Origin of the sequence: Cryptosporangium arvum DSM 44712, assembly GCF_000585375.1 — a bacterium.
GTDB classification, from domain to species: domain Bacteria; phylum Actinomycetota; class Actinomycetes; order Mycobacteriales; family Cryptosporangiaceae; genus Cryptosporangium; species Cryptosporangium arvum.
Genome location: NZ_KK073874.1, coordinates 5358447 through 5381390, shown reverse-complemented (window position 1 = coordinate 5381390; position 22944 = coordinate 5358447). Strand labels below are relative to the sequence as shown.

Annotated in this window: 26 protein-coding genes; 11 read left to right on the top strand and 15 right to left on the bottom strand. The window is 74.4% G+C overall.

Annotated elements, in window-relative coordinates; translation table 11 throughout:
• Positions 1 to 71 precede the first annotated feature (71 nt).
• Genes CRYAR_RS24475 through CRYAR_RS24465 form a run of 3 tightly spaced genes read left to right on the top strand, consistent with a single transcriptional unit; the run spans position 72 to position 2672 of the window.
• The gene (locus tag CRYAR_RS24475; RefSeq protein ID WP_035855462.1) at positions 72 to 1088 is read left to right on the top strand and encodes a LacI family DNA-binding transcriptional regulator; all 1017 of its coding nucleotides are present in this window, start codon (positions 72 to 74) and stop codon (positions 1086 to 1088) included.
• Between the two features lie 28 nt (positions 1089 to 1116).
• Complete coding sequence (locus tag CRYAR_RS24470) at positions 1117 to 1491, top strand: hypothetical protein (protein WP_035855461.1); 375 nt, start codon at positions 1117 to 1119, stop codon at positions 1489 to 1491.
• Positions 1492 to 1499: 8 nt separating this feature from the next.
• Positions 1500 to 2672, top strand: coding sequence for a serine hydrolase domain-containing protein (locus CRYAR_RS24465; protein ID WP_051570902.1), 1173 nt, complete (start codon positions 1500 to 1502; stop codon positions 2670 to 2672).
• Here CRYAR_RS24465 and CRYAR_RS43585 read toward each other — a convergent pair.
• The 4 genes from CRYAR_RS43585 to CRYAR_RS24445 are packed head-to-tail and all read right to left on the bottom strand — an operon-like array spanning position 2623 to position 6354.
• Positions 2623 to 3180, bottom strand: coding sequence for a TetR/AcrR family transcriptional regulator (locus tag CRYAR_RS43585; RefSeq protein WP_051570901.1), 558 nt, complete (start codon positions 3178 to 3180; stop codon positions 2623 to 2625). The two genes, CRYAR_RS24465 and CRYAR_RS43585, sit on opposite strands and share 50 nt — an antisense overlap.
• Positions 3180 to 4346 carry a thiolase domain-containing protein gene (locus tag CRYAR_RS24455; RefSeq protein ID WP_035855460.1) on the bottom strand — a complete coding sequence of 389 codons (1167 nt, stop codon included), beginning with the start codon at positions 4344 to 4346 and terminating at the stop codon, positions 3180 to 3182. The genes CRYAR_RS43585 and CRYAR_RS24455 overlap by 1 nt, the downstream gene beginning before the upstream one ends.
• A complete protein-coding gene (locus tag CRYAR_RS24450; protein WP_035855459.1) occupies positions 4343 to 5398 on the bottom strand; it encodes a lipid-transfer protein in 1056 nt (351 codons plus the stop codon). Before CRYAR_RS24450 ends, CRYAR_RS24455 begins: the two co-directional genes overlap by 4 nt.
• Positions 5398 to 6354: a Zn-ribbon domain-containing OB-fold protein gene (locus CRYAR_RS24445; RefSeq protein ID WP_035855457.1), complete on the bottom strand. Its 957-nt coding sequence runs from the start codon at positions 6352 to 6354 to the stop codon at positions 5398 to 5400. Before CRYAR_RS24445 ends, CRYAR_RS24450 begins: the two co-directional genes overlap by 1 nt.
• A 79-nt stretch (positions 6355 to 6433) precedes the next feature.
• Between CRYAR_RS24445 and CRYAR_RS24440 the strand changes: the two genes are divergently transcribed.
• The 5 genes from CRYAR_RS24440 (at position 6434) to CRYAR_RS24420 (ending at position 11045) form a co-directional block, all read left to right on the top strand.
• The gene (locus CRYAR_RS24440; protein WP_051570900.1) at positions 6434 to 7204 is read left to right on the top strand and encodes an enoyl-CoA hydratase/isomerase family protein; all 771 of its coding nucleotides are present in this window, start codon (positions 6434 to 6436) and stop codon (positions 7202 to 7204) included.
• Complete coding sequence (locus CRYAR_RS24435) at positions 7201 to 8004, top strand: crotonase/enoyl-CoA hydratase family protein (RefSeq protein ID WP_035855456.1); 804 nt, start codon at positions 7201 to 7203, stop codon at positions 8002 to 8004. Before CRYAR_RS24440 ends, CRYAR_RS24435 begins: the two co-directional genes overlap by 4 nt.
• A 10-nt stretch (positions 8005 to 8014) precedes the next feature.
• Positions 8015 to 8767, top strand: coding sequence for an SDR family NAD(P)-dependent oxidoreductase (locus CRYAR_RS24430; protein WP_035855455.1), 753 nt, complete (start codon positions 8015 to 8017; stop codon positions 8765 to 8767).
• Positions 8768 to 8769: 2 nt separating this feature from the next.
• Positions 8770 to 9768 (top strand): LLM class F420-dependent oxidoreductase, encoded by a 999-nt coding sequence (locus tag CRYAR_RS24425; protein ID WP_035855454.1) that lies wholly within the window; start codon positions 8770 to 8772, stop codon positions 9766 to 9768.
• Positions 9769 to 9842: 74 nt separating this feature from the next.
• Entirely contained in the window at positions 9843 to 11045 is a 1203-nt protein-coding gene (locus CRYAR_RS24420; RefSeq protein ID WP_051570899.1) for an MFS transporter, read from the top strand.
• Here the strand turns inward: CRYAR_RS24420 and CRYAR_RS24415 are convergent.
• The 4 genes from CRYAR_RS24415 to CRYAR_RS24400 are packed head-to-tail and all read right to left on the bottom strand — an operon-like array spanning position 11042 to position 13880.
• The gene (locus CRYAR_RS24415; protein WP_051570898.1) at positions 11042 to 12139 is read right to left on the bottom strand and encodes a WD40 repeat domain-containing protein; all 1098 of its coding nucleotides are present in this window, start codon (positions 12137 to 12139) and stop codon (positions 11042 to 11044) included. The two genes, CRYAR_RS24420 and CRYAR_RS24415, sit on opposite strands and share 4 nt — an antisense overlap.
• A gap of 16 nt (positions 12140 to 12155) precedes the next feature.
• A complete protein-coding gene (locus CRYAR_RS24410; RefSeq protein WP_051570897.1) occupies positions 12156 to 12593 on the bottom strand; it encodes an SUKH-4 family immunity protein in 438 nt (145 codons plus the stop codon).
• A gap of 22 nt (positions 12594 to 12615) precedes the next feature.
• Positions 12616 to 13215: a TetR/AcrR family transcriptional regulator gene (locus CRYAR_RS24405; protein WP_035855451.1), complete on the bottom strand. Its 600-nt coding sequence runs from the start codon at positions 13213 to 13215 to the stop codon at positions 12616 to 12618.
• 35 nt (positions 13216 to 13250) lie between these two features.
• Complete coding sequence (locus tag CRYAR_RS24400) at positions 13251 to 13880, bottom strand: TetR/AcrR family transcriptional regulator (RefSeq protein WP_035855450.1); 630 nt, start codon at positions 13878 to 13880, stop codon at positions 13251 to 13253.
• A 97-nt stretch (positions 13881 to 13977) separates the two neighbouring features.
• Between CRYAR_RS24400 and CRYAR_RS24395 the strand changes: the two genes are divergently transcribed.
• On the top strand, positions 13978 to 14547 hold the full coding sequence (locus tag CRYAR_RS24395) for a TIGR03086 family metal-binding protein (protein ID WP_035855449.1): 570 nt from the start codon (positions 13978 to 13980) through the stop codon (positions 14545 to 14547).
• On the opposite strand, the gene CRYAR_RS24390 is transcribed toward CRYAR_RS24395, so the two are convergent.
• From CRYAR_RS24390 to CRYAR_RS24380, 3 genes are all read right to left on the bottom strand, one after another.
• Positions 14544 to 15539, bottom strand: coding sequence for a hypothetical protein (locus tag CRYAR_RS24390; protein ID WP_035855448.1), 996 nt, complete (start codon positions 15537 to 15539; stop codon positions 14544 to 14546). The two genes, CRYAR_RS24395 and CRYAR_RS24390, sit on opposite strands and share 4 nt — an antisense overlap.
• Positions 15540 to 15541: 2 nt before the next feature.
• Entirely contained in the window at positions 15542 to 16054 is a 513-nt protein-coding gene (locus CRYAR_RS24385; protein ID WP_035855445.1) for a SigE family RNA polymerase sigma factor, read from the bottom strand.
• Between the two features lie 112 nt (positions 16055 to 16166).
• On the bottom strand, positions 16167 to 16847 hold the full coding sequence (locus CRYAR_RS24380) for a TetR/AcrR family transcriptional regulator (protein ID WP_035855444.1): 681 nt from the start codon (positions 16845 to 16847) through the stop codon (positions 16167 to 16169).
• Positions 16848 to 16917: 70 nt separating this feature from the next.
• On the opposite strand from CRYAR_RS24380, the gene CRYAR_RS24375 reads away from it, so the two are divergent.
• Both CRYAR_RS24375 and CRYAR_RS24370 read left to right on the top strand, forming a co-directional pair.
• Complete coding sequence (locus tag CRYAR_RS24375) at positions 16918 to 18045, top strand: FAD-dependent monooxygenase (protein ID WP_035855443.1); 1128 nt, start codon at positions 16918 to 16920, stop codon at positions 18043 to 18045.
• A gap of 228 nt (positions 18046 to 18273) precedes the next feature.
• Positions 18274 to 18516 carry a hypothetical protein gene (locus CRYAR_RS24370; protein ID WP_035855442.1) on the top strand — a complete coding sequence of 81 codons (243 nt, stop codon included), beginning with the start codon at positions 18274 to 18276 and terminating at the stop codon, positions 18514 to 18516.
• 22 nt (positions 18517 to 18538) lie between these two features.
• Here CRYAR_RS24370 and CRYAR_RS24365 read toward each other — a convergent pair whose 3' ends face one another.
• Genes CRYAR_RS24365 through CRYAR_RS47530 form a run of 4 tightly spaced genes read right to left on the bottom strand, consistent with a single transcriptional unit; the run spans position 18539 to position 22767 of the window.
• Entirely contained in the window at positions 18539 to 19147 is a 609-nt protein-coding gene (locus CRYAR_RS24365; protein WP_169745081.1) for a hypothetical protein, read from the bottom strand.
• 53 nt (positions 19148 to 19200) lie between these two features.
• Positions 19201 to 20142 carry a tetratricopeptide repeat protein gene (locus CRYAR_RS24360; RefSeq protein WP_051570895.1) on the bottom strand — a complete coding sequence of 314 codons (942 nt, stop codon included), beginning with the start codon at positions 20140 to 20142 and terminating at the stop codon, positions 19201 to 19203.
• Positions 20139 to 22622, bottom strand: coding sequence for an Hsp70 family protein (locus tag CRYAR_RS24355; RefSeq protein WP_035855439.1), 2484 nt, complete (start codon positions 22620 to 22622; stop codon positions 20139 to 20141). Before CRYAR_RS24355 ends, CRYAR_RS24360 begins: the two co-directional genes overlap by 4 nt.
• The gene (locus tag CRYAR_RS47530) at positions 22600 to 22767 is read right to left on the bottom strand and encodes a hypothetical protein (RefSeq protein ID WP_157018028.1); all 168 of its coding nucleotides are present in this window, start codon (positions 22765 to 22767) and stop codon (positions 22600 to 22602) included. The genes CRYAR_RS24355 and CRYAR_RS47530 overlap by 23 nt, the downstream gene beginning before the upstream one ends.
• Between the last annotated feature and the right edge of the window lie 177 nt (positions 22768 to 22944).

Below are 22944 nucleotides of genomic sequence, written 5' to 3'. Positions count from 1 at the left end.
TTGCAGCGTAGAAAAGTGCCCCGGATAATCAAGCGGCCGGATCCCTCAAAAACCCCTCAACGGAGGCCGCCGTGGGCCACGCGTTCCGCATCCGGGAGATCGCCCGGCAGGCGGGGCTCAGCGAGGCCACGGTCGACCGCGTCTTGAACGACCGCGGCGGCGTCCGCCCCGACACGACGAACGACGTGCACCGCGCGATCGCCGACCTGGAGCGCCAGCGCACCCAGGTGCGGCTCACCGGGCGCACGTTCCTCGTCGACCTCGTCATGCAGACGCCGGAGCGGTTCTCCGCGGCCGTGCGCCGGGCGTTCGACGCGGAGTTGCCGCTGCTCCGCCCGGCCGGTATCCGGGTGCGCTACCACCTGCGCGAGACCGGGACGCCGGAGGAGCTGGTCACCACGCTCGGGCGCATCCGGCGGCGCGGCTCGGACGGCGTCATCCTGAAGGGCCCCGACGTGGCCGGCGTGCGGCGGGCGGCCGACGACCTCGCCGACGCGGGCGTCCCGGTGCTGACGCTGGCCACCGACCTGCCCGGCACCCGGCGGGTGGCCTACGTCGGCATCGACAACCGGGCCGCGGGGGCCACCGCCGCGTACCTGATCGCCCAGTGGCTCGGCGACCGGCCCGGCGACGTGCTCCTGACGCTCAGCCGCGGCTACTTCCACGGCGAGGACCAGCGCAAGGCCGGCTTCCGGCGGGCCCTGCCGAACCGGAACGTCGTCGAGATCGACAACAGCGACGGGCTCGACGCGACGATGCGCGGCCTGGTCGGGCGGCTGCCCCGGCGCGACATCGCGGCGGTGTACTCGGTCGGCGGTGGGAACGCGGCGATCGTCGAGGCGTTCGGGGCGCACCGGCCGGTGTTCATCGCTCACGACCTCGACGCCGACAACCGGCGGCTCCTGCGTGACGGCGCCCTCTCCGCGGTGCTCCACCACGACCTGCACCAGGACGTGCGGCGGGCCTGCCAGCTGCTGCTGCGCACGCACGGTGCGCTGCCGGGCCCGGTCGGCTCGACGTCGTCGAACATTCAAGTCGTGACGCCGTTCAACGTGCCGATGCCCCCAGACGGGAGGGTCCTCCCGTAGGTGTGTCCTCGCCTACGCTCGGCACCCGATGACGATGCTCCGAGCCCGAGCGGCGGCCGGTGCGGTGCTGGCGCTGATCACCGCGGCTCTGCTGCTGACGATCGTGTCCGGCCCCTCGGACCGCGCACCCGCCACCGAGTCCTGGGTCTACCGCCTCGACACCCGCGACGCCGACGGCACCTGGGCGGTGTACCGGTGGGGCGTCGCCGGCGGTCCGCATCGGAGCGGCGAGCTGCGGACGCAGCGGCACGACTGCCGGCGGAGATCGGCCGGCCACACCTGCCGGGCCACGGTCGAGGTGTCGTTCCCGGACCCGGAGCGGGCCGCCGCCCACCGCCGGATGCGGTGCCGGAACCACCGGGTCGACCACGGTCGGCTGCCGATCGCCATGACTTCCTGTTAACTGGATCAATGGCCAAGTCCATCGTCGACGTCGGACTGTTCACCGGGGTGCCGCAGCACGAGAACTTCTGCCGGATGAACGACTTCGCGCCCAGCCGCGACCTGGCGCCGTCCGCGGCGCCGTCCGCCTGGCCGCCGGGCGACCCGGTGGGGCTCCCGGACACCTACGAGTACCGCGGCCGGGCCCGCTCCACCGACGAGTTCCTCACCGCGACCGACACCGCCGCGCTGCTCGTGCTCGTCGACGGGGCCGTGCGCCACGAGAGCTACTGGCTCACCGGTGGGCCGGACGTGCCGTGGCTGTCGATGTCGGTGGCGAAGAGCTTCGTCTCCGCGCTCGTCGGCATCGCGCTCGCCGAGGGTCACCTCACCGGGGTCGAGGAGCCGATCAGCGCGTACGTGCCGGTCGCGCCGGGGTCGGCCTACGACGGCGTCAGCATCCGTGACGTGCTGCGGATGTCGTCGGGCGCGCGGTGGAACGAGGACTACTCCGACCCCGGGTCCGACGTCTTCCGGCTCAACGCCGCGCTCGCCGGTTTCGGCACGCTCGACGACTTCGTCGCGACGATGGCCCGTGAGGCCCGGCCCGGCACGATCTGCCGGTACAACTCCGGTGAGACCCAGGTGCTCGGCGCGTTGATCGCCCACGCGACCGGGCGCTCGCTCACCGGGTACATGCAGGAGAAGCTCGTCGAGCCGCTCGGGTTCGAGTCGCCGGGGTTCTGGCTGGCCGACTCGGCCGGCACCGAGGTGGCGTACGGCGGGCTCAACCTCACCGCGCGCGACTACGCACGGATCGGCGAGCTCTACCGCAACGGCGGACGCTGGAACGGTGCGCAGATCGTGCCGGCCGGCTGGGTCCGCGACTCCACCGTGGTGGCGGCCCCGCACCTCGCGCCCTGGCAGCCGGTCGTCGGCGGCGAGCGGGTCAACCTGGGCTACGGCTACCAGTGGTGGCTGCCCGAGGGCAACCGGGGCGAGTTCAGCGCGATCGGCGTCTACAACCAGTTCGTGTACGTGGATCCGCCGAGCCGCGCGACGATCGTGAAGCTCTCGGCGAACCGCGCCTACGGCACGTCGACCGGCGAGGAGACCAACCGGGAGGACGAGACCGTCGCGTTCCTGCGCGGGGTCAGCCGGTACGCGGCCGGTCCCGCTCCAGACCCTGCACCAGGTATTTGATGTGCAGGTCGAACAGGTGGTCGGCCTGGTCCCTCGTCACCGTGGACGGGCCGCGCCGGGGCTGCTCGTCGGGTGGGTGCCCGAGTACCGCGTAGCCGATCGTCGCCCACGACAGCAGCTGCACGGCCTCGATCGCGCCCCGGCCGCCGAACCCGCCCTCGTCACGCAGGGTCGCGACGAGGGCGGTGGCGGCGGGAACGAGCGAGGAGCGGTGCAGGCTGAGCAGCCGACGGATGTCGGGGATCGTCGTGAGGCGGTCACGCAGTGTCGAGGCCCAGCGGACGGTGTAGTCCTGCCAGGCTTCGCCGGGTTCGTGCGCGGGCGCGACGTCGGCGAGCACGGTGTCGGCCACCGCGTCGAGCAGCGCCTCCTTGTTGCCGACCCGGCTGTAGAGCGGCACCGGGGACACCCCCAGCCGGGCGGCGACCGTGCGCATGCTCACCGCGTCGAGACCCTGCTCGTACAGGATCTCGACGGCGGCGCGGACGATCTCGTCCGCGGTGGGCATCAACCGACCGGATCCAGTGAGCTGCCGACCAGCCACATGCTGTAGTACTGCGCGGACGCCCCGTAGGCCTGGGCCAGCGCGATCTTCGCGCCCTCGACCTGGTGCTCACCGGCCATCCCGCGCACCTGGAGCGCGGCCTCGGCGAACCGGAGCAGGCCGGACGCGCCGATCGGGTTGCTGGAGAGCACCCCGCCGGACATGTTCACCGGGAACGCGCCGTCGAGCGCGGTGTCGCCCCGCTCGACCATCTTCCAGCCCTCACCGCGGTCGGCGAGGTCGTGGGCCTCCAACCACATCGGTTCGTACCAGCTGAACGGCACGTAGAGCTCGGCGCAGTCGATCTGCTCGCGCGGGCGGGTGAGGCCGGCCGCCTGGTAGATGTCGGCCGCGCAGTCCGCCGCGCCCTGCGACCAGACCGGGTCGCGCCCGGGGAACGACGACGGCTCCGAACGCACCGCGGACGCCAGCACCCAGGCCGGCGGGCGCCCGTCCGAGGCCGCCGCCTTGCCGCCCGCCTCGTCGGTGAACACGACCGCGCACGCGCCGTCCGACGACGGGCACGACTCGAGGTAACGTACCGGCTCCCACATCATCGGGGAGTCCTTGACCTTCTCGACGCTGATGTCCTTGAGCTTCAGGTGCGCGTAGGGGTTCTTCAGCGCGTTGAGGCGGTCTTTCACCGCGACCATCGGCCCGATGTCGGCCGGGGCGCCGGTCTGGTGGATGTACGCGCGCATGTACGGCGCGAACGCCCCACCGGCGCCCAGCGACGCGCCCTTCCCCGACCCCAGCGCGAACTGCGCGTTGCCTTCCGACTGCTTCTGGTAGGCCACCGCCAGAACGTTCTTGTGGACGCCCGACTCGACCAGGTGCGAGGCCACGATGCCGGTGGTGCCGCCGACCGACCCGGCGGTGTGCACCCGGAACATCGGTTTGCCCGCGGCGCCGAGCGCGTCGGTGAGGTACAGCTCGGGCTTCATCACGCCCTCGAACAGGTCGGGCGCCTTGCCGAGCACGACCGCGTCGATGTCGGCCCAGGTCAGCTGGGCGTCCTCGAGCGCGCGGGTGGCGGCCTCGCGGACCAGGCCGCCGAGCGACACGTCCCAGCGGCGGGTCTTGTGGTGGGTCTGGCCGATGCCGACGATGGCGCAGGGCTTGCTGCTCACCGGGATCCCTCCAACACGCAGACGAGGTTCTGCTGCAGGCACGGGCCTGACGTCGAGTGCGCGAGTGTTCGTTGCCTGCCGTGGTCGCGGATCGCCCGGGCCGCCTCGATGACGCGGACGAGCCCGGTGGCCATCACCGGGTTGGCGGCCAGCGGGCCGCCCGACGGGTTGACCGGCACTCCTTCGAGGCCCATCGCCGCCGCCAGCAGCGGCTCCTCGTGGGTGAACGCGGTCTGCAGCTCGGCCACCTCGATCGGGCCCTGGTCGGCGCCGGCGGCCTTCGCGGCCCGCGTGGCCGACTTCGAGGTCGTCAGGTCACGCACGCCCGGCTGGTGCGGCTCGGCCGAGTGCGCGAAGCCGGTGATCCAGACCGGGTGGTCGGTGAGCTCGCGGGCCTTGTCGCCGCGCGCGATGACGACCGCGGCGGCACCGTCGGTGATCGGCGACAGGTCGTGGCGGCGCAGCGGAGAGCGGACGAAGTCCTCTTTGAGCAGCGCGTCGACGTCGAACTCGCCGGAGACCTGCGCGTACGGGTTGTCACGCGCGTCGCGCCGGGCGCGGGCGGCGATCTCGGCCAGCTGCCGCTCGGTGATCAGCCCGGCGTCGAGCAGGACGCGGGCCTGCAGCGCGGCGAACGAGAGCGCGTCCGCGCCCAGCGGAGCCAGGTAGTAGGGGTCCATCTCCATCGGGTAGATCGTCGCCGGGTCCGCGGTCGACGACCGGCCGGAGCCCATCGCGATCGCGACGTCGATGTCGCCGAGTTGCAGGCGCACCCAGGCCTCGTAGAGCGCCCAGGCGCCGTCCATCTCGACGTGCGAGTCGCGTTTCGGCGGCCAGGCGCCGACCGCGTCGATGTTCTGCACGAACGAGAACGCCTGCCCGGCGACGTAGTCGCAGGAGCCGGCGCAGGAGAAGTCGACGTCGGCGCGGGTGATGCCGGCGTCCTCGGTCGCGCCGGTGACGACGTCGAAGAGCAGCCGGGCCTCGGACTTGTCGGTGCGGCGGACCATCGGGGTGAGGCTCCAGCCGACGATCGCTACTGGTTCAGTCATCAGAAGATCCGATTCACGATCGTCGGGTCGGCGAGGTCGGGTTCGCCGGTGGGGGTCCAGCCGGCGAGCTCCTTCGTGCCGTCGTCCAGGTCGGTCCAGACAGCTCGGACGCGCAGCCCGGGGCGGACGTCGGCGTTGGGGAGGTCCACCACCGGCTGGTAGGCGTGCACGGCGTCGGCGGAGTCGGACAGCACGTGGACGCGGGCGAACGGCTCGGTCTCGGTCTGCCCGGGGTACTGCACCGGGGTGATGACGGTGAACGTCGTGATCGTGCCGGTCTGCGGCAGCTCGAGCTCGTGGCTCGCGTTCAGCGGGATCGCACAGACCGGGCAGGCCTGCTGGAGCCCGGTGTAGATCCGGTTGCAGTTCGGGCACTGCAGACCGACGATCCGCCCCTGCGCGAACGCCTTCGCGAAGACGAGCTGGGTCTCCGGGACCGGCGTGGTGTACGCGATCTGGGCGTCGTAATTCATCATCGTGACCGGCTCCGGCGCCGCGCCCTGATCGTCGGCGGGCACCTCCGGCTCCTCGCCCGGAACGAACGCCTCGATGTCGGTCATGTGGCCGACGCGCCGGGCCCGCCAGCGGGGCGCCACCCGCATGCCGGTCTCCATCGCGGCGGCGTCACCGGCGTCGACCGCGTGCAGCAGCGTGGTGTCGGCCCCGTCGAGCTGGATCAACGCGAACGCGAACGGGTGGCTGAGCGGGTGTTGCTCGGAGGGCCGGGCGACCCAGCACCAGGAGCGCACGGTGCCGGCCGGCCCCACCTCGACGAAGTCCGGCGCGAGCGTCTCGGCGGTGTCGGGGTCCCACTCCAGCGGCGGGACGATCACCCGCTCGCCCGAGCGGATGCCGACCAGGCGCTTCTCGGTCAGCTGCGTCATGAAGTGCCCGATGACCGGGCCTAACGACCGCTTGTACGGGAACCGAACGGTCGACTCGACGAACGTTGTCACATCCGACCCTTTCGTCGTTGCAAGAACGCGTTCTAGATTACGGTGTAATCACAGTGTTGCGTCAAGCGGAAGGACCCGGGTGACCGCTGCTTCGGAAGGTCGAGTTCGGATCGAGGACCACGGCCGGGTGCGGGTGGTGACGTTCGACCGGCCGGACCGTGCGAACGCGTTCGACGCGGCGCTGTACCGGGCCGCCGCCGCCGCGCTCGACGCGGCCGACCGGGACGACACGATCGGCGTCGTCGTGCTCACCGGCGCCGGCCGGTCGTTCACGGCGGGCACCGATCTGGCCGAGATGGCTAACGCCGCCGAGGGCGCCGACGGTCCGCCGTTCGACGTCTTCCTGGATTCGGTGGTGGCGTTCGGCAAGCCGCTGATCGCCGCGGTGAACGGGGCCGGCGTCGGTCTCGGGCTCACGCTGCTGGCGCACTGCGACCTGGTGCTGGTGTCCGAGACCGCGCGGCTCCGGGCGCCGTTCACGCAGATGGGGGTCGTGCCGGAGGCGGCCAGCAGCTACCTGCTGCCCGAGCGGATGGGCGTCCAGCGGGCGACCGCGGCGCTCCTGACGTCGGACTGGATCTCGGCGGCCGACGCCGTGGCCTGCGGTCTGGCGCTGGCGCGGTACCCGGCCGAGGACCTGCTCCCGGCCGCGCTCGCGCTCGGGGCCACGATCGCCGCGCACCCGGCGGCCTCGGTGCGGGCCACCAAGGCGCTGATCGTGGCGTCGCGGCGGGGCCTCGTCGCCGAGGCCCGGCGGCGGGAAGGCGCCGCGTTCGCCGAGATCCTGCGTTCCCCGGCCATCGGAGCCGCGATCCGCGGTCATCTCGAGGATTCGAAAGGTGCACGATGAATTCGCCGCTGGTGCTGGTGGAGGCCGAGGGGCCCGTCCTGACCGTCACCCTCAACCGCCCGGAGAAGCGCAACGCCACGAACGCCGAGGTGCTGTGCCGGCTGCTGGACGCGTGGAAGCGCCTGGACGCCGACGACACGCTACGGGTGGCGATCCTGACCGGCCGCGGCCCCACGTTCTGCGCCGGCATGGACCTGGCCGAGATCGGGCGCCTGCGTGCCGGCGTGCGCGACAACGAGTGGATCGCCCGGCTGCAGGACGAGCCGGGCATCTCGCTGGCCGCCTACCTGAAGACCTACCGACCGACCAAGCCGATCATCCTGGCCGCCGAGGGCGTGGCGCGGGCCGGCGGCACCGAGATCCTGCAGGGCACGGACATCCGGGTGGCGGGCGAGAGCGCGGTCTTCGGCGTCACCGAGGTGCAGCGCGGGTTGTTCCCGATGGCCGGGTCGGCGGTGCGGCTGCGCCGCCAGATGGGGTACGCGGTCGCGGCCGAGATGCTGCTCACCGGCGCCGACATCCCGGCCGCCCGGGCCTACCAGCTCGGGCTGATCAACCGCGTGGTGCCCGACGGCACGGCGCTGGCCACGGCGCGCGAGATCGCCGGGCGCATCGCGGCCAACGGGCCGCTGGCCGTGCGGGCGATCCTGGCGACGCTGCGCGAGACCGAGACGCTGCCCGAGGCGTCGGCGTTCGAGATCGAGGAGGCGCTCGGGCGCGGCGTGATGGCGTCGCGGGACGCGGCCGAAGGACCCCGGGCGTTCCTGGAGAAGCGCCCGCCGAACTTCGTCGGTGCCTAGGGTGCCCCTCATGGATCAGCTGACCGGCCGGCGCGCGTTGGTCACCGGCGGCGGACGCGGCATCGGGCGGGCCGTCGCGCTGGCGCTCGCCGCGGCCGGGGCCGACGTCGCGGTGACCTACGTGCGCAACGGGGCCGCCGCCGCGGAGACCGTCGCGTCGGTGGAGGAGCTCGGGGTCCGCGGCCGGGCCTATCGGGCCTCGATCGCGCTACCGGCCGAGGTCGACGCGGCCGTGGCCTCCGCCGTCGCCGACCTCGGCGGGCTCGACCTGGTCGTGAGCAACGCCGGCATCGCCAGCCGGGGCCGCACCGTCGTCGACACCGACCCGGCCGAGCTCGAGACGGTGCTGCGCGTGCACGCGCTCGGGCCGCACCGGCTGGCCCAGGTCACGCTCCCGCACCTGCGCCGGGCGCCCCGCTCGGACCTGGTCTTCGTCTCCAGCGTCGCGGCGCACACGGCCCCGCCCGGTGGAGCGCCGTACACGATGGGCAAAGCCGCGGTGGAGGCCCTGGCCCGCACGCTCGCCCGCGAGGAGGCGGCGCACGGCGTCCACGTGAACGTGGTCGCGCCCGGCCTGGTCGACACCGAGATGGGGTTCCGGCTGGCCCGCGCGACCGTGGGCGCCGCGGACATCCGCGAGCTGGACGGCCGGTCGCCGTACGGGCACGTCTGCTCGGCCGGCGAGGTCGCGGAGGCGGTGCTGTTCCTGGTGAGCGCCGGGTACGTGAACGGGCACCGGCTCGTCGTCGACGGTGGGGTCTGATCGTGCTCATCGACGGAGGGTTGCCGCGGGACCTCGAGGCCACGGCCGCGGGGGCCCGGGAGGTCGAGGCCGCCGGGTACGACGGGGTGTGGATCCCGGAGACCACCCACGACCCGTTCCTGATCGCGCTGCGGGTCGCCGACGCCACGTCGCGGATCAGCGTCGGCACGTCGGTGGCGATCGCGTTCGCCCGCTCGCCGATGACCCTCGCGAGCACCGCGTACGACCTGGCCCGCTACAGCCGGGGCCGGTTCGTGCTGGGCCTCGGCTCGCAGGTCAAGGCCCACATCGAGCGGCGCTTCGCGATGCCGTGGTCGCGCCCCGCGGCGCGCATGCGCGAGTACGTGCTCGCGCTGCGGGCGATCTGGGCGGCCTGGCAGGACGGCACGCCGCTGGACTTCCGCGGCGAGTTCTACACGCACACGCTGATGACGCCGATGTTCGCGCCTTCGCCGCACGAGTGGGGGCCGCCGCCGGTGTACCTGGCCGGCGTGGGTGAGCAGATGACCGCGGTCGCGGGCGAGGTCGCGGACGGGTTCATCCTGCACGCGTTCACCACCCGGCGCTACGTCGACGAGGTCACGCTGCCGGCGCTGCGGCGCGGACGCCCCGACCTGACCGGGTTCACGATCTGCGGCCCCGCGTTCGTCGCGATCGGGCGCGACGACGCGTCGCTGGCGGCGGCGATCGCCGGTACGAGGAAGCAGATCGCGTTCTACGCCTCCACCCCGGCGTACCGGCCGGTGCTGGAGCTGCACGGCTGGGGTGACGTCCAGCCGGAGCTGACCGCGCTGTCCAAGCAGGGCCGGTGGGACGCGATGGCCGGCCTGATCGACGACACGATGCTGCACGAGTTCGCGGTCGTCGGCACCCCGGCCGCCGCCGGGGAGGCGTTCGCGGCCAAGCTGGGCGACGTGGTCGACCGCGCGTCCGCGTACGCCGCGTACCCGATCGACCCGGCGAGCTGGACCGAGTTCGTCACCGCGGCCCGCGGCGCGTAGCCGGCGCCGGTCGCGGGCGCGGCCGGTCGGCGTGTGGTGACGGTGTCGCCGGTCGTCTGCGGCAGGCTCAGCCGGTGACCTCCCTCGAGCATCCCGGCGGACCCCACCCCGCCGCGGCCGCGCGGCGGGCCCGGGCGGCCGTGGCCGCGCTGTTCTTCACCAACGGCGCCGTCTTCGCCAGCGTCGTCCCCCGGTACCCGGACGTGAAGGAGCAGCTGGACCTGTCGAACGCGGCGCTGGGCGCGGCCGTGTCCGCGTTCTGGCTCGGCGCGCTGCTCGTCGGCTTCGGCGGGGGCCTGGTCGTCAAGCGCTGGGGCTCGGGGCGGGTGGCCACCGCCGTGACGCTCGGCGCCTGCGCGAACCTCGTCGTCGTCGGGCTGGCCGGATCCTGGTGGTCGCTGGCCGCCGCGCTCTTCGTCGCGGGCTCGCTGGACACGGTGGCCGACATCGCGGAGAACGCCCACGCGCTCCGGGTGGAACGGCTCTACCGCCGCTCGATCCTCAACTCGCTGCACGCCGTCTGGAGCATCGGTGCGGTCACCGGGGGAGTGATCGGCAGCGCGGCCGCCGGCGGAGACGTGCCGCTGCCCGTGCACTTCGCGATCGTGGCCGGCGTGCTCGCGCTGCTCGCGTCGGCCGCGTCCCGGTTCCTGCTCGCCGGCGCGGACGACCGGCCCGCCGTTCCGGTCGTCCGGCCCGGCCGGGCGCCGGCGGTGGCGCGGCGGTGGCGGCTGGGCGCCGGCATCCTGGCGCTGGGGGGCGTCGCCACGCTCGCCCAGGGCATCGAGGACAGCGGCGCGACCTGGAGCGGGGTGTACCTGCGCGAGGGTCTCGGCGCCGCGCCGGCCGTCGGTGGCCTGGCGTTCGCCGCGCTGCAGACGATGCAGACCCTGGGTCGTCTCGTCGGTGATCGCCTGGTCACCCGGTGGGGCGATCCCCGGGTCGCCGGGGCCGGCGCCGCGCTGGCCGGCGTGGCCGTCGGCGCGGCCCTGGCGTTCCCGTCGCCGGTGGGCACGATCGCGGCGTTCGGCGCGGCCGGACTGGGCATCGCCACGATGATCCCGGCGGCGATGCGGGGCGCCGACGCCCTGCCCGGACTGAGCGCCGGGGTGGGGTTGAGCCTCGTCGGCAGCGTGTCCCGGATCGGGAGCCTGCTGGCCCCGCCGATGATCGGTGCGCTCGCCGACGCCTACTCGGTGCGGACCGGTCTGCTCGTGGTCCCGGTGGCCGCGCTGCTGCTGGTGGTGCTCAGCCGCACCCTCGACCGGCGGCCCTAGCGGCGCAGTTCCCAGAGGCTGGTGGCGGTGCCCGCGGTGGCCAGCATCCGGCCGTCGGGCGAGAACGCGACGTCGTACACGGCGCTGCCGGGTCCGCGCAGCACCTGGAGCCGGTCGCGGTCGCCGACGTCCCAGAGCCGCGCGGTGCCGTCCTCACCGGCGGTGGCCAGCGTCCGGCCGTCGGGCGAGAACGCGACCTCGTACACGCTCCCGGCGTGGCCGGTCAGCGGGTCGCCGATCGGCTCGCGGTCGGCGACGCTCCACAGCCGGACGGTGCCGTCGGAGCCCGCGGTGGCCAGCGTCGTGCCGTCGGGGCTCCAGGAGACCCCGAGCACCGGGCCCTCGTGCCCGATCAGCTCGCCGCCGGCGGGGCGCCGGGTCTCGACGTCGTAGAACTCGACGACGCCGTCGCCGCCCGCGGTGGCGATCCGCCTGCCGTCGGGCGAGAACCCGACGTCGAGCACGTCGCCGATGTCGTACACCTCGATCGGCGGGCCGGTGGCGCGGCGCGTGGCCGCGTCCCAGAGGTAGACGCTCCCGCCGGTGTCGCTCGTCGCGATCCGGCCCGCGCGGCTGAACGCGACCGCGGTGACGCCGATAGCCTGGCCGGACACCGGTCCGGTCCGGCGGGCCCCGGTCGCGACGTCCCAGAGCTGCAGCGGCCCGCCGACGAACGCGACGGTCCGCCCGTCGGGGCTGAACGCGACGCTGCTGACCGGAAGCCGGTAGTCCACCTCGAACGTCCGCAGCGGCCGGCGCGCGGCCACGTCCCAGAGCGTCGGCAGCCGGGTGTCGCCGCCGGTCACCAGCCGCCGGCTGTCCGGGCTGAACGCGACGCTGCGCACGATGCCGGCCCCGCCGTCGCCGAGCGTGGTGACCAGCCGGGCGCCGGTGATCGTGTCCGAGGGCCAGTTCGCCCGGACGACGGTCGCGAGCACCGCGGCGACCGCGACCACCAGCAGCACGTAGCCCGCCCGGGGCGGCAGCTTCCGCCGGGGCGGCTCCGGGCGGAGCGGCTCCGGGCGGGGCGGCCGGCGCCGGGGCAGCCGACGGCGGGGTGGGCGGTCCGCGCCGCCGGAGTCGAGCACGTCCACCCGTTCACCGTAGGCGTCAGCCCGGCGCGTGCATGCCGTACCCGAGTTCTTCGACGGCCACCGACCAGAAGCTCTCCGCGTCCTCGACCGCCACCGGGTCGATGCCGCGGAACCGCTCCAGCAGCTCCTCGCCGAGCGACTCCCAGTACTCGTCGGCCTCGTCCTGCTCGTCGGGCACCGCCGCCGCGCCCAGCGCCGCGCTGTAGCGCCCGGCGAACTCCGCGAGCGTGTCCGGGGAGCTGTTGATCACCGACTCCTCACCGTCCGGGCCGACCAGCAGCACGGTGCCGTCCGCGCGGTCGACGACGATGCTGGACAGGCCCGGGTCGACGGCGACGCGGGTGCGCCCGTTGCCGTCGGGGCCGATGCCCCAGTCGCCGGGGTAGGGGAGCGTGAGGTCGCCGTCGAGGACGTCGGCGAGAGCGGCGGCGATGTCGGTGTCGGTGAGTGGCACGTGCGCACCTTAGAGGTGGCCGTCAGCCGGCGATGATCCAGGCCGGTAGGCAGCGGATCAGGGCCTCGACGAGCTCGTCGGGGGAGCGCTCGGGCTGATCGGCCGCGAGCCAGCCGCCGAGCACCCCGAGCACCCCGCCGGCGAGGAAGTGCGCGGTGACGACCGGGTCGACGTCGGGCGGGCGGTTCTCGTTGCGCTCCAACGCCTCGATCGTGCGCCGCACGTAGGCGTCGGTGATGGCTTTCTTGACGGTCGGCGCGGCGCCCGGCCCGAGCAGGTGGACGTACGAGGCGCGGCGCTCGGCGACGAACCCCACGACGTCGGTGAGCGCGCGCCGGCTGGCCTGCACCCCGGTCACCGAACCGGCCGACCGCAGCACGATGTCGGCGTTGCCGACCAGGTCGAACAGCTCGCTGAGCGCGTGCACGGCGAGGTCCTCGGGCGACGCGAAGTGCGTGTAGAAGCTGGTGCGGTTGACCCCGGCGGTGCGGGTGAGCGCGGCCACGGACATCTGGGCCGGGTCCTGCGTGCGGACCGCGTCGTGGAACGCGGCCAGCAGCTTCTCCCGGGTGCGCACGGCCCGCGGGTCGGTGTTGTCGATCATCGGCCGCTTGGCAGTCACGTCGGCCGACGCTAGAGCAGCACGACAACTGCCGTCTACTCGCGGCGGCGCCAGCGCTCGCCCAGTTCAGCGGGGGTGGGGGCGGTGCCGGGCAGCGGGGTCGCCGCGGCCGCGGGGCGGAGGGCGTCGAGCAGGAGCGTGAGGTAGCGCCGGCGCAGGGCGGCGGTGCGCGCGGGATCGTCGAGGCGGATCGCGGCCAGCTGTTCGAAGACCATCGTGACGTCGTTGGGCCGCAGGTCGCCGCGGAGCACCCCGGCGGCCAGCGCGCGTTCGAACAGCGCGTCGCCGAGCGTCCCGGCCCGGCCGGCCAGCGCGCTCAGCTCCGCGGTCGTGGTGAACGTCCCGGCCAGGCGGACGGTGAGCGAGTGCACGTCGGCCTCGACGATCCCGGTGACGTACCCGGCGAACGCGTCCCACGGGTCGTCGACCCCGGCGGCGTCCTCGGCGATCGCGACGAACTGCGCGAGCCCGTTGCCGCAGAGCGTGCGGAGCAACTCGTCCTTGCCGGCGTAGCGCCGGTAGAGGGCGCCGATGCCGACGTGGGCGGCGTCGGCGACCGCGGACATCGGTGCGGTCGGGTCGTGGAGGAACACCTCGCGGGCGGCTTCGAGGATCGTCCGGTCGTTGCGCGCGGCTTCGGCGCGGCGTCCGCTCAGGCTCGGCATGAAGTCAGCATAGCTCTTGAACGGAACGATCCATTCCGTTAGGGTGGAACCACTGAACGGAACGATTGGTTCCGTTCCGAAACTAGGGAGCTGTGCGATGTCGTGGACCGTGTTGGAGCAGGCTCACGGGGCGCTGCGGTCGGTCGTCGCCGGAATCGAGGAGAGTGACTGGGCGCTGCGCACGCCGTGCGAGAAGTGGAACGTCGCCCAGGTGGTGCGGCACGCCGCCGGTGATCAGCTCGGCTACGCGGCCGCGATCACGGGCAGCGGGGGGCCGACCGAGGACCCGTTCGCGCCCTCCGAGGGCCGGCCGGGCGCCACCGATCTCGACGCGGCGCTGGCCGCCGCCGCGGCGGCGTTCGCCACGGTCGCGCCGGGTACGCCCGAGGTGGCGTGCCCGTTACCGCTCGGGCCGCTGCCGGCCGAGACCGTCGTCGACGCGGCCGCGCTCGACGCCGTCGTGCACGCGTGGGACGTCGCGGTGGCGACCGGTCAGCCCTCGCCGCTGGCGCCCGAGCTGGCCGCGCACCTGACCCCGGTCGCCGAGCTGATCGCGGGAGCGCTGCGGGCGTTCGCGTTCGGCCCCGCGCTCGACCCGGAGCCCGGCGACGACGCGGCGGCCCGGCTCCTGCGCTTCCTGGGCCGCGACCCGGAGTGGGCCCGCTAGCGCGGGGAGTACGGCGGCCAGGCCGCGGGGTCCGCCAGGTCGGCGATCGGGTCGACGCTCGCGGCGGTCTCGCGGCACGGGTCGTATTTCGCGCGGCAGGCGACGGTCACCTTGACCGCGCCCGCCGCCATCACGATCGCGGTGCCGTCCACCCGGGCCGGGCGTCCCCGGAACGTCTCCGTCGCCGCGCCGATGCCGTCACCGAGCGGTTCCACGGTGACGCGCATCGTCGACGACGGGCCGGTGAACTCCATCGACACGGACGGGGCCGACCCGGTGTCGACCTCGGTGAGCTCGAACCCGTCCGGGGTGGTCACCGTGAACGGGAGCCGGGTGCGCGCCTCGAGGTCCACCGACATCGAGGTGGCGACGGTCGTCGCGAGCGCCAGCGGGTCGGGCAGCCCGGTCGTGGCCACCGAGGCCCACGCGTCCTCGGCCCACCGCCAGACCAGCGTGTAGCGCTCGTCGCCCTGGTCCACCCACTCCGACGGGTGGCCCTCGATCGCCGGCCCGGTGGTGCTCGCCGCGGGGCCGTCGCCGATCAGCTCGGACAGGTCGTAGCCCCGCACCCCGACGCGGGCACGCAGCGACGTGCCCCGGCCGGCGGCCCGGATCTCGAGGTCGGTGGTGCGGTTCGCGGTCGCGCGGTCGGGCATCGAGCCCGGCAGGCCGCCGATCGTGAGCGTGCTGCGGGCCGGGTCGAACCAGGCCGGTGCGCTGTCCGGCAGGCCGTCCGCGGCGGCCCGCTGCTCCGTCTCGGCCGGTTTCAGCGCCGGCGGGGCGGCCCGGTCGCCCTCGACGCCGCCGGTCAGCACGGCGACCGTCACGGTGACGACCAGGACGAGCACCGCGGCGGCGGCGATCGTCGAGCGCAGGAGGGCCGACCGGCGCGCGGTGGCCAGCGCGGCCACCCGGTCGTAGTCGACGGGCGCGGGCGGCGGGGCCTGGGCGAGCACCCGTTCGAGCAGCATCCGGGTCGTGGACTCGTCCATCGTCAGCTCCTCGCCCGGGCCGGTGCGGCGCCGTCCGGCTCGACGTGGGGAAGGGCGCGCCGGAGTGCGGCGAGGCCCTTCGCGGTCTGGCTCTTGACCGTGCCGGGGGAGCAGCCGAGCGTCCGGCCGGTCTCCTCGACCGACAGGTCGGAGTAGAAGCGCAGCGCGATCACCGCGCGCTGGCGCGGAGGCAGCCCGGCGAGCGCGGCCCGGACCGCGACCGCGTCGGCGGTGTCCGGATCGGAGGAGAACGCGGTGTCCGGCAGGCGGTCGACCAGGACGACCCGGCGGGCCCAGTTGGTGCGGCGCTCGCTCAGGAACGTGCGTACCAGCGTGGTGCGCGCGTAGGCGTTGGCGTCGGTGGCGGCCCGGACGCGGTCCCATTTCAGGTACAGCTTGACCAGCGTGTCCTGCACCAGGTCGTCGGCGCGGTGCCGGTCCTGGCACAGCAGGTACGCCAGCCGGTGGAGCGCGGGCAGGCGCACGTCCACGTACTCGCGGAATCCTTCGCTCACGCCGCGTCCTCCGGGATTTCTGCGCGCTTCCTCTCCCTAGAGGGCTGTGCCCGGCGCCGGGTTGCCCGGCGTCGGGCACTATTTCGTCAGACCCCGGTGTCCGTGGCGGACCCTATCGGCGGGACGCGATCAGGGCCGCCACGCCGTCCAGGATGCGATCGACGCCGTAGTCGAGGGCCTGGTTCTGGTTCCCGCTCGCCGCCGCCGAGGCGAACGCGGCGCTCACGGCCGGGAAGCGGTCCTCGCGCCCGGCCAGGATCGCCTGGACCCCCGTGGTCAGCGGGTCCTCGGCCGACACCGTGCCGAACGCCACGGTCTGCTCGCCGAGCGCCCGGACGTGGCCGGTCAGCACCACGACCGTGTCGAGCGTCTCGGCGCCGTCGAGCCCCGAGCCGGCCAGCGCGGCGACCGCGACCTCCATCCAGCCCAGCTCGTTCGGCCCGACGGGACGGGCGCCGCGGGTGGCCTCGAGCGTCCACGGGTGCTGGTGGAAGCGCACGAACAGTTCACGTGCCCAGAGCGCGAGCGCCTCGCGCCAGCCCGCACCGCCCGGGGCCGGGGGCGCGCCGATTCCGATGTCGACCATCAGCGCCACCAGCTCGGCCTTGCCCGGCAGGTAGCGGTAGAGCGCCATCTTCGTCACACCGAGGCTCTCGGCCACCCGCTGCATCGTCACCGCGGCGAGGCCCTCCCGGTCGGCGATCTCGATACCGGCCCTGGCGATGCGCTCGCGGTCGAACGCGGGGCGGGGGCCCCGCCGGGGTGCGGGTCGCTCTCCCCACAGGACGTCCACTCGCTCTCCTCGCGTCGTCGTCGTCAACTGCGTCTAGCGTAATCTGTATCCGAGGGATACAGTTTTTGCCATGACCCTTCGCGTACTGATCTCCGGGGCCGGTGTGGCCGGCCCGGCCCTTGCCCTCGCGTTCCGCCGCGCCGGCGCCCGCGCCGACGTGACCGTCGTCGAGGTCGCGCCGCGGTTGCGCACCAGCGGCTTCGCCGTCGACGTCCGGGGCCCCGCGCAGCTGGGTGTCCTCGACCGCCTCGGCGTCCTCGACGAGCTGCGTGAGCAGCAGACGCACGGCAGCGCGATGACGTTCGTGGCCGAGGACGGGAGCGAGATCTTCCGGTTGCCGCCCGAGTTCACCGGCGGTGAGCTCGAAGTGCGGCGCAGCGACCTGTCCGCGACGCTGGTCCGCCACAGCGCCCCGAGCACCGAATACGTCTTCGGCGACGCGATCACCGGCCTCACCGAGACCCCCGACGGCGTCGAGGTGCGGTTCCGGCACGCGCCCGACCGCACGTTCGACCTCGTCGTCGGCGCCGACGGCATGCACTCCGGCGTCCGGCGCCTGCGCTTCGGGCCGGAGCAGCAGTTCGTGCGCCATCTGAACTACTACGTCGCCGGCTGGGACGTGTCCGGCGCCGGCTCCGACGTGCTGCACTACGGGGTGCCGGGCCGGCTCGCCGCGCTCGGCCCGCGCTCGGCGATGGTCGTGTTCGCCGCGCCCGAGCTCCCGGTCGACTTCCACGACGCCGCACCCCAGAAAGAACTGATCACCTCGACGTTCCGCGGCCTCGGGTGGCGCGTCCCGGAGCTGCTCGCCGGCCTGGCCGACGCCCCGGAGATCTACTTCGACGCGATCAGCCGGGTGCGCGTCCCGCGGTGGACGAGCGAGCGGGTCGCGTTGCTCGGCGACGCCGCCTGGGGCGTCACGCTGGGCGGGATGGGCGTCGGCACCGGGATCGTCGGGGCGCACGTGCTCGCGGGCGAGGTGGCGAACGGCCGTCCGCTCGCCGCGTACGAGGAGCACCTGCGCCGGTACGCCGGCCGCTGGCAGAAGCGTGCCGACCCGGGCCGCTTCCTCGCGCCGCGTACCCGCCACGGCCTCTGGCTGCGCAACGCCCTGTTCAGCCAGGCCGTCGTGCGCAGCGCGCTGCTGAAGAGCACCGACAACTTCGCCGCCGACCCGGCGCTGCCCAGCTACGCGTGACGCGCACGGGGGCGCCGGCAGCCGCGCTCGCCGGTGGGAATTGCAGATCTGCGAATCACAGATTGGTTCTCACAAATTCGAGCCCGTCGGACTGTGTTCATGTGCGTTGCGTATCGCTAGCCTGACGCTCGGGTGAACACGCCGTTGCGGGAGGAACACGCCATGCAGGCTCCTTCGATATCAGGCACGCAGGATCGCTCCGTTCCGTCACTGCGGTTACGCCAAATCTTGCGCACCTACTGCTGGAACTTCGACCCCAGCGGCATCGCCGACCTCCGCGCGAGCCTGGCCGACGGCCACTACGCGTGGCTGCGCGACGAGCTGGCCGGCGCGATGGCCGAACCCGCCGAACCCACCGGAGCCGCCGGCTGGTGGCAGGAGTCCATCGGGGAGTTCGGCGGCTCCGCGGTCGCGGCGCAGCGCGATCTGTGGCGCAGACTCTTCCCCGGGCAGGCCGTGCCCGGGGACTGACCGGATCGGTGCGCGCCGCCGGTCAGGAGCGGCGGCGGGCGGCGGCGGCGTGTTCGATCGCGGCCGCGTCCTCGGCTGCGGCCCGGGCCGCGAGCAGGCGCTCGTCGGCGTCGCGGAGACGTTCGAGGCGGGCGTGGACCTCGGCCCGGGAGAACCGGACGGCCGCGTGCTCGCCGGCCACCCGGGCGTCGGTGAGCGCGCGCTGCTGCCCGGCCTTCTCCTCGGCCACGGCCAGGCGGGCCCGGGCGGCGTCCGCGTCCGCGGCGGCCCGGGACGCGTCCGCCCTGGCCTCCCGGCGTCGCGTCCGCGCGGTCAGCGGAAGCCGGTCGGCGGCGTCGCGTGCCGTGGCCGCCGCCTGCTCGGCCGCGACGAGCTCGGTGCGCGCGGCGTCGAGTTCCCGGGTCAGCCGGGCGTCCTCGGTGCGGAGCAGATCGATCTCGCGGTAGTGCCGCGCGGATCCGGCCGCCTGCGCGACCGCGGCCTGCGCCACCTCACGCTGCCGGGCCACGTTCGTCATCGCCGCCCGCGCCGACGCGGCCGCCCGGGCCGCCGCCCGGAACTCCACCAGCCCGTCCTCGCCGACCACACCCACCTCCGGTCCGTCCGCCGCCGGGTCCGCTGATCGCCGCACTTCTCCGATCAGCGTGGCAGGCGGGTGGGTGACACGCCGGGGTTCACCGGGAATCACTCCGGGCGCAGCAGGATCGTCACCGTCCGGTTGCGACGGGCGTCCGGGAACGGGCCCTCCGACTGTTCCGCGCTCACCAGCGCGAACTGCGCCAGCGGCCGTCCGGACGCCACCGCCAGCTCCCGCGCCGCCACCTGCGCCCGCCCGTACCCGACCACCGACCCGCCGCTGGTGCGCCCGCCCGGCACCGCGACCGTGTGCCCGACGACCGTCGTCACCACCTCCAGCGTCCTCAGCCGGCGGCCGACCGCGGCCAGCACCGGCCCGGCCGCCGGGGTCAGCTCGGTCGAGGAAGCGAACACCCCCGAGGTGAACACCAGCCGCACGTCGGCGGACCGCTGCTCCACCCGCACCCCGGGCAGTCCCGCGAACGCCGAGGCCACAGCGGTCAGCCGCTCCCGGTGCCGCGCCGCGGCCGCCGCGCCCGCCTCCCGCTGCCGCGCCTCCGCGGCCGCGCGCGCGTCCCGCTCCGCCCGCAGCGTCGCGACCTCGCGCCGCAACCCCGCCGCGGCCGGGTCGCCGGTCGCCTCCCCGCGGTCGGTCCCCACCCACACCACTGCCGTCGTCGACGCCACGAGTAGCGCGGCCGCGAGCAGCGCCACCGCACGGGCCGGCGTGTACACCGGACGGACCCGCCGCCCGGCGGCGAGCCGGGCCAGCGTGGCCCGCCCGGCCACCGCGTCCGGGTCGCCGGGCCGGAGCGCGAGCACCCGCGCCCAGTCCTCGTCGGCCGCGCCGTACTCACCCCGCTGGGCACGCACCCGGGCGCGCAGATCGAACGCGTCCGCACCCGGTTCGCCGGGGTGCGGCCCGTCCCCGCCCGGGTCCAGCTCGGCCAGGAGCGCCGACGCGGTCTCCAGGTCGCCGACGTACGCCGCGGAGCGGGCCCGGTGCAGCGTGAGCCGGTGCTCCGGCGTGGCGCGCGCGGTCGCGGTCACGACGCCGACCGCAAGCCGATGACCTGGTCCTGCGCCTCCTTCGGCAGCAGCCGCACCAGGCGCTGGTTGACCGCGGTGAGCGCGGTCGCGTCCTGGTTCGCGATCGCCAGGCGCCCCTCGGAGAGCAACCCCTCGGCGGCCGCCGAGCGCGGCACCATCGCCTCCAGCGCGAAGAACAGCTGGACCGGCCAGTCCGGCCGGCGCCGTTCGAGCTCGATCACGAACGACGACGTGCGATCGATCGCCGCGCGCACCGCCGCGACGTCCCCGGCGTCGATCGCGGTGTCGGCCCGGCGGCGCAGGTCGGCGAGCTCCCGGCGGTCGGCGGCGTCGCCGGCGGCGTCCACGGTCCCGGCGGCCTCGTCGAGCACCCCGCGCAGCTGACGGACGAGTTCCGGCAGCTGCGCTTTCTCCTCGATGTCGTCCAGATCGGCCTGCAGGTCGCGCAGGCGTTCCTCGGCGGCCGCCGCCGCGCCCCGGTCGACGCGGGCGGCCCCGACCTGGTCGCGGACGGTGTCCAGCGCGCTCTCGTCGTCCAGCCGGTCCAGCTGCTCGCGGCCACCGCCGGCCGGCGCGGCCTCGCGGAGCCGCTCGAGGCGCCGGTCGACCTCGGCGAGCTGCTCCTGGAGGCTCTGGACGCTGGCCGTGCGCACCTCGTCGAGGTTGATCTCGGCCTCGAACTGCGCCTGCACCAGCGGCACGTCGGCGACGACGGTGACCAGGCTGGACGCGTCGACCTCGAACGTCACCTCCACCTCGGTGCCCGCCGCCAGGTCGATCCGCACGTCGCGCGGGCGGATCTCGAGCACCCCGACCTCCCGGTTGCGGTCGCCGCGCGGGCGTTCACCCTGGACGATCGGGATCCGGATCACCGCGTCGGCCTGATCGCGCTGCAGCGCCCCGGACGTGTGGAACACCTCGCGGGCCCGCGCCGGCAGCGTCTCGCCTTTCCGCAGGATCGCGGCGAACGCGCGGTCGGCGAGCTGGATGCCGAGCGAGTGCGCCAGCCGCACGCCGCCGAACTCCACGTCCCGGTGGGTGATCGAGAACGTGTCCGGGGTCAGTGGCCGGCGGGTGCCGCCGGAGTCGGTCAGCGCGACGGTGAAGTGCGAGGTCGTGTGCGGGTCGAGGTCGACCTCGGTGGCGAACGCGCCGTTGGCGTTCAGGCGGATGAGACCGGACCGGAACGGCGGGTGTCCGTCCGGGTTGGTCAGCGTGACGCCGTAGGACGTCCAGTCGGGCGTGCCCGCGCCGCGCAGCCGCCCGCCGACCGTGGGCGTCGTCGTCGTGACGCTGGGCTCGAACGCCAGCTCGACCAGGAACTCGCCCGGGGACGCGGCGCGGGTCGGCGTCGTGGCCGGGCGGCGGATCGTGCTGGCGAAGATCGCGGCGCCGCGCGCGACGACGGTGCTCGGGTCGAGGCTGGTGTCCAGCGCGATGCCGATGCCGTGCCGCGGGTCGGCCAGCCGCTCACGCAGCCCGGGCGAGAGCGTGACGCCGCCGACGAGCAGGAGCCGGTCGACGTCCGCGGGCTCCAGCGAGGCCTCACGCAGCGCGGAGCGGCACAGGTTGATCGCGCGGACGTAGTACGGCTCCGCGATCGAGTCCAGCTCGTCCCGGCGCAGCGCGTACTCGAACTCCTCCTCCTCGCCGTTCGGGCCGCGCAGCACCGCGTCCACGTCGACGCGGTCGGTGCGGGAGAGCTGGATCTTCGCCTCCTCGGCGGCGAGCTTGAGCTTCGCGAAGTTCGCGCGCCAGGCCGCGTTGTCCCGCCGGAAGTCGGCGAAGCCGAGCGCGCGGCCCGCCGCCGGCGCCAGTACCTTCTCGACGATCGCCCAGTCGATGAGCTTGCCGCCCAGGAACGAGTCGCCGGCGTGGTTGAGCACGCGCAGGTCACCGTCGCGCTTGTTGACGATCGCCGCGTCGAACGTGCCGCCGCCGAAGTCGAACACCAGCCAGTACCCGCGGTCGGCCGCGTCCTGGAAGCCGTACGCGAACGCGGCCGCCGTCGGTTCCTGCACCAGCGGGCAGCCGGGCTCGAACCCGGCCAGCGTCGCGGCCTCGACCGTCGCCTGGTTCTGGTTCAGCGTGAACGCGGCCGGCACGGTGATCACCGCGAACGGCGGGGGAGCGGTGTCGAGCCGCTGCGCGAAGTCGGCGCGCAGCGAGGTGAGCACCTCGGCCGACAGCTGCGGGGGCGTGAGCTCCCGCCCGGCCCGGGCGAACGGGTGGCGCGCGTCGGCGAGCCCCATCTCCTGCTTGAACTCGGCCGCCGTGTTGTCCGGGTCGGACTCGACCCGCTCCCGGGCGCGACGCCCGACGTGCACGACGTCGGCCTTCGGCATCCATACCGCGGAGGGCGTGGTGTCCCAGCCGTCGTTGTTCTTCACGATGACGGCCTCGCCGTTCGTGACGACCGCGATGGCGCTGTTCGTGGTGCCCAGGTCGATCCCGACGTCAATCGTGCTGCTGGCCGGCATGGTCGCTCCTCGTTGTCGTCACGGCCGGGCCGGCGACGATGACCTGGCCCATCTGGATGCGGCGGTCGTGCAGGTACACGGTCGGGCGGACGGTCTCGAGGACGACCTCGGTGGTCCGGCCCTCCTCTTCCTGGACGGCCAGCACCTCGATCGACCGGCCGGAGTGGAACGCGTCGCCGTCGTGTTCCTGGATGACCAGGCCGGCGTCGCTCAGCGCGTCGCGGCACGAGCGCAGGTAGCGGCCGGTCTGCCGGTCGCGGGCGGTCCGGGCGTCGCGGGCCAGCCGCCGCTGGGCCCGCCAGAGGTTCGTGGCCGCGTCGGC

What these genes read in the sequence shown, in the direction of transcription:
- CRYAR_RS24430 (WP_035855455.1), top strand. Translation starts at nt 8,015, where the DNA reads ATGGATCAGCTGACCGGCCGGCGCGCGTTGGTCACCGGCGGCGGACGC.
- CRYAR_RS24400 (WP_035855450.1), bottom strand. Translation starts at nt 13,880, where the DNA reads ATGCCGAGCCTGAGCGGACGCCGCGCCGAAGCCGCGCGCAACGACCGG.
- CRYAR_RS24450 (WP_035855459.1), bottom strand. Translation starts at nt 5,398, where the DNA reads ATGACTGAACCAGTAGCGATCGTCGGCTGGAGCCTCACCCCGATGGTC.
- CRYAR_RS43585 (WP_051570901.1), bottom strand. Translation starts at nt 3,180, where the DNA reads ATGCCCACCGCGGACGAGATCGTCCGCGCCGCCGTCGAGATCCTGTAC.
- CRYAR_RS24470 (WP_035855461.1), top strand. Translation starts at nt 1,117, where the DNA reads ATGACGATGCTCCGAGCCCGAGCGGCGGCCGGTGCGGTGCTGGCGCTG.
- CRYAR_RS24375 (WP_035855443.1), top strand. Translation starts at nt 16,918, where the DNA reads ATGACCCTTCGCGTACTGATCTCCGGGGCCGGTGTGGCCGGCCCGGCC.
- CRYAR_RS24395 (WP_035855449.1), top strand. Translation starts at nt 13,978, where the DNA reads ATGTCGTGGACCGTGTTGGAGCAGGCTCACGGGGCGCTGCGGTCGGTC.
- CRYAR_RS24435 (WP_035855456.1), top strand. Translation starts at nt 7,201, where the DNA reads ATGAATTCGCCGCTGGTGCTGGTGGAGGCCGAGGGGCCCGTCCTGACC.
- CRYAR_RS24390 (WP_035855448.1), bottom strand. Translation starts at nt 15,539, where the DNA reads ATGGACGAGTCCACGACCCGGATGCTGCTCGAACGGGTGCTCGCCCAG.
- CRYAR_RS24355 (WP_035855439.1), bottom strand. Translation starts at nt 22,622, where the DNA reads ATGCCGGCCAGCAGCACGATTGACGTCGGGATCGACCTGGGCACCACG.
- CRYAR_RS24465 (WP_051570902.1), top strand. Translation starts at nt 1,500, where the DNA reads ATGGCCAAGTCCATCGTCGACGTCGGACTGTTCACCGGGGTGCCGCAG.